Origin of the sequence: Aquipseudomonas alcaligenes (assembly GCF_003205495.1) — a bacterium.
In the GTDB taxonomy this organism is placed as follows: domain Bacteria; phylum Pseudomonadota; class Gammaproteobacteria; order Pseudomonadales; family Pseudomonadaceae; genus Aquipseudomonas; species Aquipseudomonas alcaligenes_B.
In genome coordinates this window covers 1-16,746 of the sequence record NZ_QJRX01000006.1, presented here as the reverse complement: position 1 = coordinate 16,746, position 16,746 = coordinate 1, and the positions used below count along the sequence as shown (strand labels likewise).

At 66.2% G+C, this 16,746-nt stretch carries 18 protein-coding genes; 9 read left to right on the top strand and 9 right to left on the bottom strand.

Annotated elements, in window-relative coordinates:
• Positions 1-443: 443 nt before the first annotated feature.
• Positions 444-1,544, bottom strand: a complete 1,101-nt coding sequence (locus DMO17_RS12020; RefSeq protein ID WP_110682733.1) for a TRAP transporter substrate-binding protein — start codon at positions 1,542-1,544, stop codon at positions 444-446.
• 260 nt (positions 1,545-1,804) lie between these two features.
• On the opposite strand from DMO17_RS12020, the gene DMO17_RS12015 reads away from it, so the two are divergent.
• Positions 1,805-2,347 (top strand): TRAP transporter small permease subunit, encoded by a 543-nt coding sequence (locus DMO17_RS12015; RefSeq protein WP_110682732.1) that lies wholly within the window; start codon positions 1,805-1,807, stop codon positions 2,345-2,347.
• Positions 2,340-3,716 (top strand): TRAP transporter large permease, encoded by a 1,377-nt coding sequence (locus DMO17_RS12010; protein WP_110682731.1) that lies wholly within the window; start codon positions 2,340-2,342, stop codon positions 3,714-3,716. The genes DMO17_RS12015 and DMO17_RS12010 overlap by 8 nt, the downstream gene beginning before the upstream one ends.
• 36 nt (positions 3,717-3,752) lie before the next feature.
• On the opposite strand, the gene DMO17_RS12005 is transcribed toward DMO17_RS12010, so the two are convergent.
• From DMO17_RS12005 to purE, 7 genes are all read right to left on the bottom strand, one after another.
• A complete protein-coding gene (locus tag DMO17_RS12005; RefSeq protein ID WP_110683026.1) occupies positions 3,753-4,949 on the bottom strand; it encodes an ABC transporter permease in 1,197 nt (398 codons plus the stop codon).
• A 139-nt stretch (positions 4,950-5,088) separates the two neighbouring features.
• Positions 5,089-6,300, bottom strand: coding sequence for an ABC transporter permease (locus DMO17_RS12000; protein WP_110682730.1), 1,212 nt, complete (start codon positions 6,298-6,300; stop codon positions 5,089-5,091).
• A complete protein-coding gene (locus DMO17_RS11995) occupies positions 6,300-6,983 on the bottom strand; it encodes an ABC transporter ATP-binding protein (RefSeq protein ID WP_110682729.1) in 684 nt (227 codons plus the stop codon). The genes DMO17_RS12000 and DMO17_RS11995 overlap by 1 nt, the downstream gene beginning before the upstream one ends.
• A gap of 187 nt (positions 6,984-7,170) precedes the next feature.
• Complete coding sequence (locus tag DMO17_RS11990) at positions 7,171-8,313, bottom strand: efflux RND transporter periplasmic adaptor subunit (RefSeq protein WP_110683025.1); 1,143 nt, start codon at positions 8,311-8,313, stop codon at positions 7,171-7,173.
• A 164-nt stretch (positions 8,314-8,477) separates the two neighbouring features.
• The gene (locus DMO17_RS11985; RefSeq protein ID WP_110682728.1) at positions 8,478-9,014 is read right to left on the bottom strand and encodes a DUF3299 domain-containing protein; all 537 of its coding nucleotides are present in this window, start codon (positions 9,012-9,014) and stop codon (positions 8,478-8,480) included.
• A gap of 85 nt (positions 9,015-9,099) precedes the next feature.
• A complete protein-coding gene (locus DMO17_RS11980) occupies positions 9,100-10,182 on the bottom strand; it encodes a 5-(carboxyamino)imidazole ribonucleotide synthase (protein WP_110682727.1) in 1,083 nt (360 codons plus the stop codon).
• A 13-nt stretch (positions 10,183-10,195) separates the two neighbouring features.
• Positions 10,196-10,684, bottom strand: coding sequence for a 5-(carboxyamino)imidazole ribonucleotide mutase (gene purE, locus DMO17_RS11975; protein WP_110682726.1), 489 nt, complete (start codon positions 10,682-10,684; stop codon positions 10,196-10,198).
• Between the two features lie 414 nt (positions 10,685-11,098).
• Between purE and DMO17_RS11970 the strand changes: the two genes are divergently transcribed.
• The 6 genes from DMO17_RS11970 to DMO17_RS11950 all read left to right on the top strand — a co-directional run bounded on the left by DMO17_RS11970 (position 11,099) and on the right by DMO17_RS11950 (position 14,643).
• Positions 11,099-11,653, top strand: coding sequence for a hypothetical protein (locus DMO17_RS11970; protein WP_220034076.1), 555 nt, complete (start codon positions 11,099-11,101; stop codon positions 11,651-11,653).
• Positions 11,654-11,831: 178 nt separating this feature from the next.
• Positions 11,832-12,482: a hypothetical protein gene (locus tag DMO17_RS19565; RefSeq protein ID WP_146224919.1), complete on the top strand. Its 651-nt coding sequence runs from the start codon at positions 11,832-11,834 to the stop codon at positions 12,480-12,482.
• An 88-nt stretch (positions 12,483-12,570) separates the two neighbouring features.
• Positions 12,571-12,879 carry an NIPSNAP family protein gene (locus DMO17_RS11965; protein ID WP_110682725.1) on the top strand — a complete coding sequence of 103 codons (309 nt, stop codon included), beginning with the start codon at positions 12,571-12,573 and terminating at the stop codon, positions 12,877-12,879.
• A gap of 3 nt (positions 12,880-12,882) precedes the next feature.
• Positions 12,883-13,884, top strand: coding sequence for a peptidoglycan DD-metalloendopeptidase family protein (locus tag DMO17_RS11960; protein ID WP_110682724.1), 1,002 nt, complete (start codon positions 12,883-12,885; stop codon positions 13,882-13,884).
• A 79-nt stretch (positions 13,885-13,963) separates the two neighbouring features.
• Complete coding sequence (locus DMO17_RS11955) at positions 13,964-14,293, top strand: cupin domain-containing protein (protein WP_110682723.1); 330 nt, start codon at positions 13,964-13,966, stop codon at positions 14,291-14,293.
• Positions 14,290-14,643 carry a glutaredoxin family protein gene (locus DMO17_RS11950; protein WP_110682722.1) on the top strand — a complete coding sequence of 118 codons (354 nt, stop codon included), beginning with the start codon at positions 14,290-14,292 and terminating at the stop codon, positions 14,641-14,643. The genes DMO17_RS11955 and DMO17_RS11950 overlap by 4 nt, the downstream gene beginning before the upstream one ends.
• A gap of 15 nt (positions 14,644-14,658) precedes the next feature.
• On the opposite strand, the gene DMO17_RS11945 is transcribed toward DMO17_RS11950, so the two are convergent.
• Complete coding sequence (locus DMO17_RS11945) at positions 14,659-15,405, bottom strand: substrate-binding periplasmic protein (protein ID WP_181418779.1); 747 nt, start codon at positions 15,403-15,405, stop codon at positions 14,659-14,661.
• Positions 15,406-15,783: 378 nt separating this feature from the next.
• On the opposite strand from DMO17_RS11945, the gene DMO17_RS11940 reads away from it, so the two are divergent.
• Positions 15,784-16,698 carry a glutamate/aspartate ABC transporter substrate-binding protein gene (locus DMO17_RS11940; RefSeq protein WP_110682720.1) on the top strand — a complete coding sequence of 305 codons (915 nt, stop codon included), beginning with the start codon at positions 15,784-15,786 and terminating at the stop codon, positions 16,696-16,698.
• The last annotated feature ends 48 nt before the right edge of the window (positions 16,699-16,746 follow it).

Sequence of the window (16,746 nt, the reverse complement as noted above, 5' to 3'; positions counted from 1 at the left end):
GCTGGCGGAGGGTTCTGTTTTCCCCCGCCGGGCGAGTCACTTTCTTGTTGCTTGCCCAACAAGAAAGTAATCAAAGAAGAAGGGCACCCCGACATCCGGGCCTGGCCTGCGGCCAGACTTCCCTCCTTCCGGCGCCGCTCCGGGGGCCGGCATACACGGGCCATCCCTGGCCCGTTATGCCTCTCGCCGCATCCTTGCGGCTCGCCCCCCTGCGCGACACCTCCACTCAGCCTCCTGACGGGGACTCGGCTCCGCGCCGCCTGACACGTCGCGCGTTCAGCCATCGGCTGTCCTGCTGTGCCCCCGCAGCCGTTCAGGCAGCAGTAAAGGTCCCTTGTAGGAGGACGAACGGCCCGGGAGGCAGCGAGAGGGCTGGGCATCCCAGCGCACATGAAAAAGGCCGGTGGGTCGCCCCACCGGCCTTTTCCGTTAGCGAGCCGCCATCAGCCGCGGATCTTGTAGATATCCTCCTCGGCGACCTTGGCGTACTCCTGCAGGCGCTTGAAGTAGGCGCTCTGCGCCTCGAACACCTTGGCCGAGGCCGGATCGGCGGCGGCCGTCGCGGCCACCACCTCGGCGGCCACTTCCTTGAGCTTGGCCAGCACCTCGTCGGGCAGGCGGCGTACTTCCACGCCCTCGCCCTTGAGGGTTTCCAGGGCTTCCATGTTGCGCGCGTTGTACTCGTCGAGCATGTCGGCGTTCACGTCACGGGCGGCGGCGCGGACGATCGCCTGCAGGTCGGCCGGCAGGGTCTCCCAGGCCTTGAGGTTGACGTCCAGCTCGAAGGTCACGTTGGGCTCCTGCCAGCCCGGGGTGTAGTAGTACTTGGCCGCCTTGTGCAGGCCCAGGGCCAGGTCGTTGTAAGGGCCGATCCACTCGGTGGCGTCGATGGCGCCGGTCTGCAGGGCGGTGAAGATCTCACCGGCCGGCATGTTGACCACGGTGCCGCCCATCTTGGTCAGCACCTCGCCGCCCAGGCCCGGGGTGCGCATCTTCAGGCCCTGGAAGTCGGCGACCGAGTTGATCTCCTTGTTGAACCAGCCGGCGGTCTGCACGCCGGTGGCGCCGCAGAGGATCGGCAGCACGCCGAACGGCTTGTACACCTCCTCCCACAGTTGCATGCCGCCGCCCTTGAACAGCCAGGCGTTCATCTCGGCGGCATTCGGGCCGAACGGCAGGGCGCAGAAGAACTGCGCGGCCGGCACCTTGCCCTTCCAGTAGTAGGGTGCGCCGTGGCCCATCTCGGCGGTGCCGCGCGACACCGCGTCGAACACCTCCAGGGCCGGCACCAGTTCGCCGGCGGCGTAGACCTTGACGGTCAGGCGACCGCCGCTCATCTCGTTCACCAGCTTGGCGAAACGCTCGGCACCGACGCCCACGCCGGGGAAGTTCTTCGGCCAGGAGGTCACCATCTTCCAGGTGAAGGTCTGGCCGCCGCCCCCTTGCTGCGGCTCGCAGTTCGCCTCGGGCTGCTTGTTGCAACCGGCCAGCGCGGTGGCCGCCAGGCCGACACCGGCGGCGGCGATGATGTCACGACGTTTCATGCAAGACTCCTTATTGTTGTAATGCCCCGCGGCGCCATCGCGCCGAAGTGAAAATGGTCTGACCAGAGGATCGCCCGGGTCGGACTGAGCCCCATAACCTTAGGGGTTGCCGACTCTCAAGCCTAGCCGCTTCGACTAAAGTCGTAGTGAGATTGCTGCGCGCACATGCCTGCTGCCAGAATCGCCGCCTGCCCCGTGCAGCAGAACGCCGCCACCAGCGGCCAACGCCTTGCCCACGCTGATAACAAGAAGGACCTACGATGTCCACCACTCCCCCGCTACTCGGCATCGCCCAGGCGTTCAACGCCGTGAATGCCGCCCTGGGCCGGGCCTGCGCCTGGCTGACCCTGTTCCTCGTGCTCGGCACCGCCGTGGTGGTGGTGCTGCGCTACGGCTTCGGCATCGGCGCCACCGCCCTGCAGGAGCTGGTGATGTACGCCCACGCCCTGGTGTTCATGGGCGCCGCCGCCTGGACCCTGCAGCGCGGCGGCCACGTGCGCGTGGATATCTTCTACCAGAAGTTCTCCGGGCGCCGGCAGGCGCTGGTGGAGATCCTCGGCAACCTGCTGTTCCTCCTGCCCTTCTGCCTGTTCCTCGGCTGGAACAGCTGGGACTACGTGACCGCCTCCTGGTCGACCCTGGAGAAGTCCGGCGAGTCCGGCGGCCTGGCCTTCGTCTACCTGCAGAAGACCATCATCCTGGTGCTGGTGGTCAGCCTGGTGCTGCAGAGCCTGGCCGAGCTGATCCGCTACGGCTACATCCTCGCCGGCAAGCTGCCCGCGCCGGAGGTGAAGCATGGCTGAGTTGATGGCGATCCTGCTGTTCGTCAGCATCTGCCTGGCCCTGATGGCCGGCTACCCGGTGGCCTTCACCCTGGGCGGCGTATCCCTGCTGTTCGCCGGCATCGGCATGGCCACCGGCACCTTCGACGGCGGCTACCTGCACGCCCTGCCCAACCGCCTGTTCGGCATCATGAACAACCAGACCATGCTGGCCGTGCCGCTGTTCGTGTTCATGGGCGTGATGCTGGAGAAGTCCAGGGTGGCGGAAGACCTGCTGGAGTCCATGTCGCGGCTGTTCGGCACCCTGCGCGGCGGCCTGGCGATCTCCGTGTGCGTGGTCGGCGCGCTGCTCGCCGCCAGCACCGGCATCGTCGGCGCCACCGTGGTGACCATGGGCCTGCTGGCCCTGCCGACCATGCTGCGGCGCGGCTACGACCCGGCCATCGCCACCGGCACCCTGGCCGCCACCGGTACCCTGGGGCAGATCATCCCGCCGTCGATCATCCTGGTGCTGCTGGGCGACGTGATGTCCAGCGCCTATCAGCAGGCGCAGCTCAAGCTCGGCGTGTTCTCGCCCAAGACCGTGTCGGTCGGCGACCTCTTCGTCGGCGCGCTGATCCCCGGCCTGGTGCTGGTCGGCCTGTACATCGTCTACCTGATCATCATCGCCATCGTGCAGCCGAAGAAGCTGCCGGCGCTGCCGCAGGAAGAGCTGGGCCCGATCGAGTGGGGCAAGCTGTTCGCCGCCCTGGTGCCGCCGCTGGTGCTGATCGCCGCCGTGCTCGGCTCGATCCTGGCCGGCTACGCCACTCCCACCGAGGCCGCCGCCCTGGGTGCGGTGGGCGCCATGCTGCTGGCCATCGGCAAGCGCCAACTGAACTTCACCCAGCTCAAGGAAGTGGCCTACGGCACCACCGAAATCAGCGCCATGGTGTTCCTCATCCTGATCGGCGCCTCGCTGTTCTCCCTGGTGTTCCGTGGCTTCGGCGGCGAGGTGCTGATCGAGGACGTGTTCGCCCAGCTGCCCGGGGGCGTACTCGGCGCCTTCTTCCTGGTGATGCTGGTGATCTTCCTGCTCGGCTTCATCCTCGACTTCATCGAGATCATCTTCGTGGTGGTGCCGATCGTCGGGCCGGTGCTGCTGGCCATGGGCCTGGACCCGATCTGGCTGGGCGTGATGATCGCGCTGAACCTGCAGACCTCCTTCCTCACCCCGCCATTCGGCTTCTCGCTGTTCTACCTGCGCGGGGTCACGCCGAAGTCGGTCAGCACCATGGTGATGTACAGGGGAGTGGTGCCCTTCATCGCCATCCAGCTGCTGATGCTGGTGGTCGCCTACTTCTGGCCACAGCTGATCACCTGGCTGCCGGAGCAGGTCTACGGCAAGTGACCCGGAGGGCCCGTCGCACGACGGGCCTTCTGCTTTTCACTCCCCGCGAAGCGCCTGCACCGGATGCAGGCGCGCCGCCGCACGCGCCGGGGCCAGGCCGGCGAGCATGCCGATCAGCGCGGCGAGCAGCAGCGCCAGCAGCAGGAAGGCCGGGCGCAGCGCCAGCGGCAGGTCGGGCGCGGCCAGGTGCAGCAGGCCGAGCAGCAGCGCCATCAGCAACAGGCCGAGCAGGCCGCCGGCCAGCGACAGCAGGGTGGCCTCGGCGAGGAACAGGCCGAGCACCTGCCGCGGGCTCGCGCCGATGGCGCGCAGCAGGCCGATCTCGGCGGTGCGCTCGCCCACCGTGGTGGTCATGATGGTGAGGATGCCCACCGCGCCGACCAGCAGCGACACCCCGCCGAGCGCGGCAATGGCGTAGGTGAGCACGGCGAGGATGCGCCCCAGGCTGGCCAGCATGTCGTCCTGGGTGGTCAGGTTGAAGTCCTCCATGCCGTGGCGCTCGATCAGCAGCGCGCGGATGCGCTCGGCCATCGGCGCCGAGGCGGTGCCGGGGCCGAACACCACGTCGATCTCCATCAGCCCCTCGCGATTGAACAGGGCCTGGGCCCAGTCCACCGGGATGTAGGCGATGTCGTCGAGGTCGAAGCCGAGCAGCTGGCCCTTCTCTTCCATCACCCCGATCACCCGGAAGCGCGTCCCGCCGATGCGCACCAGCTGGCCCAGCGGGTTGGCCTCGCCGAACAGCTCGGCACGCAGCTTGTGGCCGAGCACCGCGTAGGGCGGCGAGCGGCCGTCGCGCGTCGGCGGCAGGAACTGGCCGAGGGCCAGGCGGAAGTGCCAGGCCTGGGCCAGCTGGTGGCCGGCGCCGAAGATGTCGCTGCTGCGGCTGAACTGGCCGTACTGGATATCGCCGGCGCCCTGGATCAGCGGCACCACCGCCTCGACATGCGGCAGCCGGCGCAGGGCGTCGGCATCGGCCAGGCTGAGCGGGCGTACGCTGCTGAGGATGCCGCCGAGGCCGCCGGTCTGGGTCTTGCCCGGGTGGATGGCGATGATCCGCGTGCCGAACTGCGAGAAGTTGTCCAGCACGTAGCCGCGCAGGCCCTCGCCGATGGCGGTGAGCAGCGCCACCGAGGCGATGCCGATGGCCACCCCGAGCAGGGTCAGCAGGCTGCGCAGTGGCCGGCTGGTGAGCGCCGAGGCGGTCAGGGCGAAGCCGTCCTGCAGGCGCATCATCGCCAGCCGCCCTCGCCCCGCCCCTCTCCCATGAATGGGAGAGAGAGTGCTGCGGTGTAGCCCGGATGCAATCCGGGAGCAGAGCTGCCGGCCAGGCCCCGGATTGCATCCGGGCTACGCTTCTTCCCCGCGCCCATCAGCGCGCCGCCTGCGGACGCAGGGCGTCCACCGGTTGCATGGCGGCGGCGCGGCTGGCCGGCAGCCAGGCGAACAGCAGAGCGGTGAGCAGCGCCAGGCCGAGGGCACTGGCACCGGCCCACCAGGGCGCATACAGGGGGAAGTCCCACAGGCGCCGCCCCGCCCACAGCAGCGCCTCGCCCAGCAGCAGCCCGGCGACGGCGCCGGCCAGGGCCAGCAGCGTGGCCTCGCCGAGGAATAGCAGGCGCACCTGCGCGGAGGTGGCGCCGATGGCCTTGAGCAGGCCGATCTCGGCGGTGCGCTGGCTCACCGAAATCCAGGTCACGTTCATGATCAGGATGCCCGCCACCAGCAGGCTGATGGCGGCGATGCCGGCCAGTGCCAAGGTCAGGGCGCGGAGGATGTCGGCGAAGGCGGCGAGCATGGCGTCCTGGCCGATCAGGGTGATGTCGTCCTCGCCCTCGTGGCGCTCGCGGATGGTCGCGCGGATCTGCTCCTTGCCACTGGCCAGCAGGTGCGGCCCGCGCAGCTCGGCGAACACGCGGAACAGCCCCTCGCGGTCGAACAGGGTCTGCGCGCTGGCCACCGGGATGATCAGCATCTCGCCGAAGTCCATGCCCAGCGACTCGCCGCGCTCGGCGAGGATGCCGACCACGCGGAAGCGGCGGTCGCCGGCACGCAGCCACTGACCCAGCGCCGGGGCGTTGCCGAACAGCTCGCGGCGCAGCTTGGCGCCGATCACGCAGACCGCCCGCGCCTCGTCGAAGTGCAGTGCCGGCAGGGCCTGGCCCTGGCTGACCTGAAGCTGGCGGATGGCGAAGAACTCGTGGCTGGTGCCGAGGGTGAAGGCCTCGCGGTTGCGGTTGCCGACGCTGACCTCGACCTGCCCGGCCTGCAGCGGCGCCACCCGCAGCACGCTGGGCAGGCGGGCGATGGCCTGGGCGTCCTGCAGGGTCAGGTCGCGCGGCGCCAGGCCGGTGATCGGCGGCATGCCGCCGCTGGTTTCCTTGCGCCCGGGCAGGACGATCAGGGTGTTGCGCCCGAGCACGGCGAACTCGCCGAGGATGTAGGTGCGCGCGCCCTCGCCGAGGCCGGTCAGCAGGTTCACCGCGACCACCCCGATGCCCACCGCCAGCAGCAGCATCAGGCTGCGCGAGCGGTGCCCGCGCAGGGCGCCGAGCCACAGGCCGAGGGCATCGGCGGCGCGCATCAGGCCGGCTCCCGGCGGCGGTCCTCGACCACCTTGCCATCGCGCATGGCCAGCTGGCGACCGGCGCGCGCCGACAGCTGCGCGTCATGGGTCACCACCAGCAGGGTCAGTCCCTCGCGGTTGAGCTCCTCGAGCAGCGCCACCACCTCGCCGCCGGACTGGCTGTCGAGGTTGCCGGTCGGCTCGTCGGCCAGCAGCAGGGCCGGCTGCATGCACATGGCGCGGGCGATGGCGACACGCTGGCGCTGGCCGCCGGACAGCTCGCCGGGGCGATGTGCCAGGCGGTCGCCCAGGCCCAGGCGCTCGATCAGCGGCGCGCTGCGGCGCTGCCGCTCGGCCGGCTCGATGCCGGCCAGGAGCATCGGCAGCTCGATGTTCTCGCGCGCGGTCAGGCGCGGGATCAGGTGGTAGGACTGGAACACGAAGCCGATCCAGCGGCTGCGCAGCTCGGCGCGGCGCGCCTCGTCCAGCGCCGCGGTGGCCTCGCCGCGCAGCCAGTACTCGCCGCTGTCGGGAGCATCGAGCAGGCCGAGGATGTTGAGCAGGGTGGACTTGCCCGAGCCGGAGGGGCCGGTGACCGCCAGGTACTCGCCGGCGGCCACGTCCAGGTCCACCGCATCGAGCCCCATCACCCGCTGCTCGCCGAGCTGGAAGCAGCGCGTTACCCCACGCAGGCGGATCATGGCGCCGGGGCTCGCGGGCGGGCGAACAGGCAACGGGCGGCATGCATGGATGCAGTCATCCGGTAGCCCGGATGAAATCCGGGGACACTCCTGCCTGCTTCCCGGATTGCATCCGGGCTACCAGGTGCCCCGCTTACACGGTTCACCGCGCGTCCGCCCAGGAAAGCGGTATTGGCCGTCGCGGTATTCACCGCGCGTCCTCCTGCGGGCGCACTGCCAGGCCGTCCGCCAGGTTTTCGATGTCGAGGCCGGCGAGGATGCGCTCGCCCGGCTGCAGGCCGCCGACTATCTCGGTCCAGCGCCAGTTGCCCAGGCCAGTATCGACCCGCACCTCGCGCAGCACCCCGGCGGCCTCGTCGTAGCGGTACACCCGGCCGCCCTCGAACAGGGTCTCGGTGGGCACCCGCAGCACCTCGGCCTTTTCCTCCAGGAGGATTTCCACGTCGGCGCTGTAGCCGGTGAGCAGCAGCACCTCGGGCGGCACGCTGGCGAAGCGCACTTCCACGTCGACGGTGCGCGCCTGCTTCTCCAGGTCGCGGACGAAGGGCGCGATGCGCGTCACCTCGCCCTCGAAGTGGCGGCTGCGGAAGGCGTCCAGGCCGATGCGCACCGGCATGCCCGGGCGCACGCGGGCGGCGTCGACCTCGTCGATCGGCGCCTCGACATACAGGCAGCTGTCGTCGATCAGGTCCACCGCCGGCGGCGTGGGGATGCCCGGCGGCGAAGGGGTGACGTACTCGCCCAGCTCGCCGTTGATCTGCGCCACTATGCCGGCGAAGGGCGCGCGCAGGGTGGCCTGGTCCAGCAGCGAGCGCTGCAGCGCCAGCTGCGCCTCAGCCTCGGCGATCTGCGCCTCGCTGGCGCTGCAGACCAGGGCAGACAGGTTGGCGCGGGTCTCGGCCTGGTCCAGGCGGTCGGCGGCGGCCAGCTTGCGCTCGGCCAGGTGGCGCAGGCGTTCGAGGTCGCGGCGCTCCAGGCTGGCCTGGCGGCAGCGCTGCTCGCGGGCGTTGCGCTGCCCGGCCAGGCGCGCCTCGGCTTCCTGCACGCGGGCCAGGCGGTCGTCCTGGCGCAGGCGCAGCAGCACCTCGCCGGCCTGCACGCGCTGGCCCTCGTCGACCAGCAGCTCGGTGACCTGGCCACCCAGGTTGAACGACAGCCGCGAACGCCGGCAGGCCTTGAGGGTGCCGGCGCGGGTGTTGGCCACCAGCGTCTCCACCGGCCCGCGCTCGACCGTGACCAGGCGCACGGCCAGCGGCTGCGGCCGGCTCCACCACCAGGCCAGCAGGCCCAGTAGCAGGAGCACGGGAAGGACGATCAGCAGTTTGCGCATGGGCGGCATCCCAACCTGGCGGTTCGTTCAGCCTAGGTAATGAGCGCAGGGATGCGCCAGCGACGCGATGCCGCATGTGCCGAGGAGCCCCGCTCCAACGCCGGCTCGGGTAGGCCGGAGACAATCCGGGAACCAGGCCACTGCGCTCCCGGACTGCATCCGGGCTACAGGTCGTCTTCCTCGACCAGGCGCACGCTGCTGGCGTCGAGGGCGTACACCGCCTCGGCCAGCTCGTTCTCCACCGGCTCAATGTGCAGAGTGCCGCTGACCCACAGCGGCGCGTAGATGTCGTCGAGGACGATGCCCTCGGGGTAGCGCACCAGCACGATCTGGTTCGGCGGCGGCGGCGGCACGTGGATGCAGGCGCCCGGATAGGGCACCAGGAACAGCAGGGTGCTCTTGCCCTCGGCATCGCTCTCCAGCGGCACCGGGTAGCCGCCCAGGCGCACTTCCTTGCCGTCCAGGCGGGCCACCGTCTTCTTCGAGTACATCACCGCCGGCAGGTCGCGCGCCTGCTGCTTGAGGCCGCCCTGCTGACCGAAGGTGCCGGCCGCCTCGGGCGTTTCGTGGCTGATTTCGGGCATGGCCTCGAGGGCCTTCTGGTCCTCGCGCGGCATCAGCTCCAGCCAGTCCAGCTCGCGAGGCTCGGCCTGGGCCAGGGAACAGCACAACAGCAGGGAAACAGCGGCAAGGCGAAGCATGGGCACTCCAGAACGATGGCCAGGGGCGCAGTGTAACGCGTCCCCCGGCGGCTTTTCTTGATCCAGGCCAGGCCCCGTAGCGGCCTCAGCCGCGGATCAGCGCCTCGACCTCGGCGATGCGCGCCTTGAGGGTCGCCATATCCTTGCAGCGCAGGGTGGCGTGGCCGACCTTGCGCCCGGCCTTGAAGGCCTTGCCGTAGTGGTGCAGGTGGCAGTCCTCGATGGCGATCACCTTGCTCACCTCCGGCACCGCGCCGATGAAGTTGAGCATGGCGCTCTCGCCCACCTTGGCGGTGGAGCCCAGCGGCAGGCCGGCGACGGCGCGCAGGTGGTTCTCGAACTGGCTGCACTCGGCGCCTTCGATGGTCCAGTGCCCGGAGTTGTGTACGCGCGGGGCGATCTCGTTGGCCTTCAGGCCGCCGTCCACCTCGAAGAACTCGAAGGCCAGCACGCCGACGTAGTCGAGCTTCTGCAGCACGCGGCCGACGTAGTCCTCGGCCAGTGCCTGCAGCGGGTGCGCGGTGCTGGCCACCGACAGGTTGAGGATGCCGCCGACATGGGTGTTGTGCACCAGCGGGTAGAAGCGCGTCTCGCCGTCGCGGGCGCGCACGGCCACCAGCGACACCTCGCCGGTGAAGGGCACGAAGCCTTCGAGGATGCACGGCACGCTGCCCAGCTCGGCGAAGGCGCCGACCACATCCGCCGGCTGGCGCAGGACCTTCTGGCCCTTGCCGTCGTAGCCCAGGGTACGGGTCTTGAGCACCGCCGGCAGGCCGATGGCGGCCACGGCGGCGTCCAGGTCGGCCTGGCTCTGCACGCCGGCGAAATCCGGGGTGGGGATGCCGAGGTCCTTGAACATGGACTTCTCGAACCAGCGGTCGCGGGCGATGCGCAGCGCCTCGGCGCTCGGGTACACCGGCACGAACTGGGAGAGGAAGGCGACGGTCTCGGCCGGCACGCTCTCGAACTCGAAAGTCACCAGGTCGACCTCGTCGGCCAGCTGGCGCAGGTGATCCTGGTCGCCGTAGTCGGCGCGGATATGCTCGCCGAGGGCCTGCGCGCAGGCATCCGGGGCCGGGTCGAGGAAGGCGAACTGCATGCCCAGCGGAGTGCCCGCCAGGGCCATCATGCGGCCCAGCTGGCCGCCACCGATTACGCCGATCTTCATCTGTTCATTCCAGTCAGGAGCGGGGATCAGGATTGTCCAGCACGGTCTGGGTCTGCTCGTCGCGGAACTGCTTGAGCTTCGCGTGGAACTGCGGGTGCTGGTGGCCGAGGATGCTGGCGGCGAGCAGCGCGGCGTTGATCGCCCCGGCCTTGCCGATGGCCAGGGTGGCGACCGGGATGCCGGCCGGCATCTGCACGATGGACAGCAGCGAATCGACGCCCGACAGCACGGCGGACTGCACCGGCACGCCGAGCACCGGCAGGTGGGTCTTGGCCGCGCACATGCCCGGCAGGTGGGCGGCGCCACCGGCACCGGCGATGATCACCTGGATGCCACGGCCCTCGGCCTGCTCGGCGTACTGGAACAACAGGTCCGGGGTGCGGTGGGCGGACACCACCTGCACTTCGTAGGGGATGCCCAGCTTGTCCAGCATCTCCGCGGTGTGGCTCAGGGTGCTCCAGTCGGACTTGGAGCCCATGATCACGCCAACCAGTGCGCTCATCGTTCTGCCTCTTGCTCGGGCGCCTGTCGGCGCGACAAAAACCAACAAGCCACGCATTCGGCGTGGCTTGTCATGTGCGGGTTCGGGCCAGGGCGGCCCGGAGGCGGCGCAGTATACCGCAAAGCCACGGCAGTCGCGCCTGTGGCGTGACCGTCCGTCTGCAGGGGCGGGGCGGCCCCTCCTTATAAGGAAGACCGGCTGTGCTTGAGACGTGCCTGGCGCTGGGGCAGACTGCCAGCATCCCTCTCTCGCTGGATATGGAAGTCCGTATGCGCCCTGCTCCCGCTCTTTCTGTCGCACGACATACAGCGTGGCTATATATAGGCATCTCAATGCCCAGCTATAGCCAATACACCCAGTATCGAACACCATGCCTATCCCTAGGCATGTCGTATAAACACTAGTTAGCTTTCTATGAAGTCATCATCAGAATCTATCTCTGCAAATTTTGCCGCCGACCCTCTCGGCTATAGTTCGCTTGCTTGGCACAAGTGGGGAACATTGGCCACAGAAAATGGTTTTCCCATAGATATTTCTAAGCCACCCACCGTAGAGGATCTAAAAAATCCAGTTCTATGGTTAAGCCATGCGCACGCGCTTTCCGAGGCTGCCGTACATTTGGTTCGACACCCTCCAGAGTTTGAGCATATGCCGTTAGGCATAAGAACCATTTGCCACAGCCAATACCATGCTGTAGCCCTTATGCTTGTCGGATACAGCCTCGAAGTGTGCCTAAAAGCAATGATTCTAATACGCTTGGGCCCTGAGAAGTTCACCGAACAAGAGCAAAATCACTTCCATCACAAGCTAGAGAAGCTTGCTGATTTCATTCCTAACCTGAACGCAAAAGATCTAGCCATCCTGAAGGGGCTATCCCACTATGTAGTTTGGGCCGGCCGCTACCCAGATCCAGGATCAAAGCGTATAAATAACGCCGTGGACATTTTTGAAATCGCAGAAAATAACTAAATAACAGCAAACGAGTTATTTTCCTTAGCGGCAAGAGTAATGAAGCATGCCCAGAAAATCATTGGCTAATCCAGCTAACAATGCGCTCAACGTCGCTCACTACGTTCGCCGGACGTCCAAAAGCTACGCTTTTGGCCGCCCGTTAGCTTAATCGTTAGATAAGACGCAAGACTACTTAATGGATTACATACACGAAAAAATTACGTCCTTAGCCACTGATTTTTTGATCAAAAAAACGAGAGGCTACGGAGGAAAAATCGACTACGAAAAACAGGCGGCAGCCTTGATAAGAATGATTCAGGCGAATGAAATTTCCGAGATATTTTCTTTCAATGATAGCAATCTTTCCTCATCTGCAACTGAGTACATAGCAAAATTAAATTCTTTCCTATCCAACATTGATGAAAGATCAATTTCTTGGACTAGATGGCACAAGCAGCAAGTCTTTACCGATGTATTAACGAGCGTCCTTAAGCGAATGGCAAGTGAAGTGGAAGCATCCACCTCAGCAGCAGAGTCATGGGCAATGAAACAGAAAATTCTTGATCTAGAAGCACAGGTTGAATTCGGCAAGCCAGCCAATTCAATAACTTTTTGGGACAAGCTCAACACGCGAATCAATCTACCCTACTTAATCTTATTGTGCCTATCCGCAGTATTGATCGCCGGCCTCACACTTATTGGTCTCAGCGCAGAAATGACGGTAAATGTCGAGTTCAATGTAGGTGAAATTCTAGGAGGCCTGCTTGTTGGTACTGGCGTAGCTGCAGCGGGTATTTCTTATGCAACACGCGACCAGCCAAGTAAAAATGAAAGAGAAGATCGATAACCAATCTAACAATTGGTTCAAATCGCTCGCTTCGCTCACCGCGGCAGACTAAAGCCGGCCCCTTGGCCAAACGTCATCAGGAACTTCTATGATCACCTGCTACCTCAAATACATAATCGATCCATACAAGCTCAAGGAATTCGAGCACTATGGAAAACTATGGATTCCTCTGGTTGAGAAGTTTGGCGGCCAGCATCATTGCTACTTTCTACCTGCGGAAGGGGCCAACAATGTTGCGCTTGCCCTGTTTACCTTCCCCAGCCTGGCTGACTACGAGCAGTACCGGGAGCGGTCGTTCCAAGATGAAGCCTGTGTGGCCGCCTTCAAATACGCCGAGGAAACCAGGTGCATCCTCAGCTATGAGCGCTCTTTCTTCAGGCCGGTGTTAAATGCCTGATACATGGCTCAGGTCGCCGGCTTGGAGCCGGCTAAATCCCGCCCCTTAACCAAACGCTGGAAAATATCGGTGCAAGGAAGACAACCGTACATCGCGACCCTACTGCTGGCCGCCCTGCTTTCCTGCAACGCGTTCGGCCAGGAGATCTACAAGTACCGGGACCCCAGCGGAAAGTGGGTTTTCACCGATAAGCGCCCGGCGGCAACCCAGGCGGCGGAAAGCCTGGTGCTCGAGGAGCGCCAGGAGACCACCCACAAGCCCAGGGTCTTCACGGAAACCCGCGACGACTGGCATTACCTGATCGCGGACAACCCCCTGCATGCGCCCGTCGAGATTCGCGTGCTGTCCAAGGCGTTCGCCGGCGGCTCGCTCAGCCGTGTGCTGCCCGCGACGAGGCAGGAGGTGCTGCACAAGAGCCAGACTGCCATCGCGCCGGTCCGCTATGGCTGGCAGCTGGGCGACCCGGCGGCCAGGGAAGTCGACTATCTGTACAACCCGCCGACGCCCTTCAACCGGCTGCACCGGGTGTCGCAGTCGTTCAACGGCAGCTTTTCGCACACCGATATCGCGAACAGGTTTGCCGTCGACATTGCGATGCCGGTGGGCAGCGATATCCATGCCGCCAGGGAAGGTACGGTGATCTGGACCAAGGACGACTACCACATGAGCGGTCGCACCCAGTACTTCCTCGACAAGGCCAACTACATCAAGGTCCTGCATGCGGATGGCACCTACGCCGTGTACGCGCACATCCTGATCGGCAGTGCCAGGGTCAAACCCGGGGACAGGGTCGCAGTGGGCGATGTGCTCGCCCGGTCCGGCTCGTCGGGGTATTCGACCGGCCCGCACCTGCACTTCGTGATTCGCAAGAACAGTGGCTTGCAGACCGTGTCCATTCCCTTCAGCTTTCGCGACGCGGATGGCGCGCCCTTTACGCCACGCGAAGGCATGAAGTTGCGCGGAATAGCCCCGAGCCAGATAAGCTCGCTCAAGCCGGAAAACTGATCGGCAGCGGCGTGCTGCCGAGGATTCAAGCCCTGCCGCCGCGGCACGGGCGCCCCACCCAGTGTCAACGGAGGACACCATGCCTGGCGATTACCCCAGCAAGATCAAGCAGCTGCCGCTCTACGACGGCCGTTTCGACGCCTACAAGCTGAGCGCCGAGGGGGCCGATGTGCTGTTCGCCTCCTACCCGGCCGGCACCTCGATTCCGCCGCATCGCCACGACACCGACAACCATGGGGTGATCACCCGAGGCGAGCTGATCCTGACCATGAACGGCGAAACCACCCGGGTCGGCGTCGGCCAGTGGTATCACGTGCCGGCCCATGTCGAGCATGCCGCCCGCTTCGAGGTGGAGACCGACGAAGTCGAGTTCTGGTTCAGCGCACCCGAAGACAAGGACGCATCGTGAAGAAGATTCTGTTGCTCGCCGCGCTGCTGGCGCTCGGCCACAAGGGCTGGACCTACTACCAGGCGCAGAACGTGCAGCCGCGGTATGCGCACGACTACCTGGCGGTCTACGGGCGCGACTCCTGCGGCTATACCCAGGGCACGCTGCAGGCGTTGCGCCAGGCGGGAGTGCGCTTCGAGTACCTGAACATCGACGATCCGGCGGTGGCCGACGGGCTGCATGCGCGGATGACGGCCCAGGGCATCGACACCCGCCACTACCTGCTGCCGGTGGTGGACCTGAGCGATGAGATCAGCGTCCGTCCGAACAACGCGGAGCTGGTGCGGGCCGCCCGCGCGCAGTCGCTCTGAACGGGCCTGCCCGCCTCAGTTGCTGTAGTCGTAGATGATGCTGTCGAAGGCGCGCGACTCGTAGCCACGGCGCAGGCACTGGTCGAAGCGCTGGAGGAACCAGCCCATCTTCAGCGAGCGGGCGATGCCCAGGTGCTTGCTGTCGGACTTGAAGGGCACCGGCAGGCTGACGAAGGCACCGCGCTCCAGGTCGGGGTGGCCCCGGGTGAGTTTCTCCAGGTCGACGCTGGAGCCCATCAGGATGGCGTCGATGCGCTCGCGCAGGAGCATGCCCAGGCCGCTGCGGGTGTCGTTGAAGCCGACTATGGTCATCTGCCCTGCGGCGACGGCCTCGTCGAAGGCGGTGCCGTAGCTGGTGCCAATGCTCACGCCGATCAGCTTGTCGCGCAGGTCGGCGATGCCCTGGAAGGGGAACTCGCGGCCCTGCTTGACCACCAGCAGGATGTGTTCGGTGAAGATCGGCGCGGAGAAGTCGAACAGCGCCTGGCGCTCGGCACTCTTCGACAGGCCGATGACCCCGCCCTCGCCGCGCGAGGCCAGGGTGTAGGCGCGGGCCCAGGGCAGCAGCTTGATCTGGTAGGGCACCTGCATCTCGTCCAGGCAGTAGCGGCTGATGTCGACCACTATGCCCTTGGCCTGGCCGTCTTCCTCGTAGTACTTGGGGAAGCCGTCGTGGGTGCCGTAGACCATGAACGCCTCGGCCTGGGCACCTCGCCCCAGCAGCAGGGCCAGCAGCAGGATGAGGAGTCGACCGGCGGGCATGGCGGTGTCTCGGGTGGCGGCAGGGCTTGTCACTCTAGCCGCGCGGACGCTTCTGTGCACCCCGCGCACGTGTCCGAACCTCTCGGCGGCGCCCCCGGCCGGATGGGTGCACCGGGCAACGCAGGACGCCGGAGTTGGGCCGGTGGGTTCGCGGACAGGCATTCGGTTTTCCGAACGCGCCGCCGCGCACCGTTCGCCAGACCGAACGCCGAAGCCATCCACGGCATCCCGGCCATCTCAATTTAATCCTTAAATATCAATACCTTAGACTAAAATACAGGGCCTGGCACAGTACCTGCTCTGGGTTCTCGCAGGGATGGTTCGCATCCCATCCGCCAAGGGGCATGCCCCCGGACAACAACAACAGCGAGAATCAGCATGACCAAGAGCACTCTCTCCCGCGCCATCGGCTTCGCCCTGGCCGCCAGCCTGTGCAGCGCCCCGGCCCTGGCCGAGGAACTGACCGGCACCCTGAAGAAGATCAAGGACAGCGGCACCATCGTCCTCGGCCATCGCGACTCCTCCATTCCCTTCTCCTACTTCGGCAGCGACCCGCAGCAGCCGGAAGGCTACTCGCATGACCTGCAGCTGAAGGCGGTCGAGGCGATCAAGCAGAAGCTGGGCATGCCCGACCTCAAGGTGCGCTACAACCTGGTGACCTCGCAGACCCGCATCCCGCTGGTACAGAACGGCACCGTGGACCTGGAGTGCGGCTCCACCACCAACAACGTCGAGCGCCAGCAGCAGGTCGACTTCTCCGTCGGCATCTTCGAGGTGGGCACCCGCCTGCTGACCAAGAAGACCTCGGGCGTCGCCGACTTCCCCGACCTCAAGGGCAAGAACGTGGTGACCACCGCCGGCACCACCTCCGAGCGCCTGCTCAAGGCGATGAACGCCGAGAAGCAGATGGGCATGAACATCATCTCGGCCAAGGACCACGGCGAGTCCTTCCTGATGCTGGAGTCCGGCCGCGCCGTGGCCTTCATGATGGACGACGCCCTGCTCGCCGGCGAAATGGCCAAGGCCAAAAAGCCGGCCGACTGGCACGTGGTCGGCACCCCGCAGTCCTACGAGATCTACGGCTGCATGGTGCGCAAGGGTGACCCGGCGTTCAAGGCGGTGGTCGACGAGGCGCTGATCGCCACCTTCAAGTCCGGCGAAGTCAACGCGATCTACGACAAGTGGTTCCTCAACCCGGTCCCGCCGAAGGGCCTGAACCTGAACTTCCCGATGAGCGACGAGCTGAAACAGCTGGTCGCCAACCCGACCGACAAGGCCGCCGAGCAACTCTAAGCGCGGCTGCGGGGGGCTAGCTCCCCTCTCCCCTCGGGGGAGAGGGGC

Bases quoted from the DNA above. Each gene is read 5' to 3' on its own strand.
- DMO17_RS12020 (WP_110682733.1), bottom strand. From the start codon at position 1,544: ATGAAACGTCGTGACATCATCGCCGCCGCCGGTGTCGGCCTGGCGGCC.
- DMO17_RS12015 (WP_110682732.1), top strand. From the start codon at position 1,805: ATGTCCACCACTCCCCCGCTACTCGGCATCGCCCAGGCGTTCAACGCC.
- DMO17_RS12010 (WP_110682731.1), top strand. From the start codon at position 2,340: ATGGCTGAGTTGATGGCGATCCTGCTGTTCGTCAGCATCTGCCTGGCC.
- DMO17_RS12005 (WP_110683026.1), bottom strand. From the start codon at position 4,949: ATGCGCCTGCAGGACGGCTTCGCCCTGACCGCCTCGGCGCTCACCAGC.
- DMO17_RS12000 (WP_110682730.1), bottom strand. From the start codon at position 6,300: ATGCGCGCCGCCGATGCCCTCGGCCTGTGGCTCGGCGCCCTGCGCGGG.
- DMO17_RS11995 (WP_110682729.1), bottom strand. From the start codon at position 6,983: ATGATCCGCCTGCGTGGGGTAACGCGCTGCTTCCAGCTCGGCGAGCAG.
- DMO17_RS11990 (WP_110683025.1), bottom strand. From the start codon at position 8,313: ATGCGCAAACTGCTGATCGTCCTTCCCGTGCTCCTGCTACTGGGCCTG.
- DMO17_RS11985 (WP_110682728.1), bottom strand. From the start codon at position 9,014: ATGCTTCGCCTTGCCGCTGTTTCCCTGCTGTTGTGCTGTTCCCTGGCC.
- DMO17_RS11980 (WP_110682727.1), bottom strand. From the start codon at position 10,182: ATGAAGATCGGCGTAATCGGTGGCGGCCAGCTGGGCCGCATGATGGCC.
- purE (WP_110682726.1), bottom strand. From the start codon at position 10,684: ATGAGCGCACTGGTTGGCGTGATCATGGGCTCCAAGTCCGACTGGAGC.
- DMO17_RS11970 (WP_220034076.1), top strand. From the start codon at position 11,099: ATGAAGTCATCATCAGAATCTATCTCTGCAAATTTTGCCGCCGACCCT.
- DMO17_RS19565 (WP_146224919.1), top strand. From the start codon at position 11,832: ATGGATTACATACACGAAAAAATTACGTCCTTAGCCACTGATTTTTTG.
- DMO17_RS11965 (WP_110682725.1), top strand. From the start codon at position 12,571: ATGATCACCTGCTACCTCAAATACATAATCGATCCATACAAGCTCAAG.
- DMO17_RS11960 (WP_110682724.1), top strand. From the start codon at position 12,883: ATGGCTCAGGTCGCCGGCTTGGAGCCGGCTAAATCCCGCCCCTTAACC.
- DMO17_RS11955 (WP_110682723.1), top strand. From the start codon at position 13,964: ATGCCTGGCGATTACCCCAGCAAGATCAAGCAGCTGCCGCTCTACGAC.
- DMO17_RS11945 (WP_181418779.1), bottom strand. From the start codon at position 15,405: ATGCCCGCCGGTCGACTCCTCATCCTGCTGCTGGCCCTGCTGCTGGGG.
- DMO17_RS11940 (WP_110682720.1), top strand. From the start codon at position 15,784: ATGACCAAGAGCACTCTCTCCCGCGCCATCGGCTTCGCCCTGGCCGCC.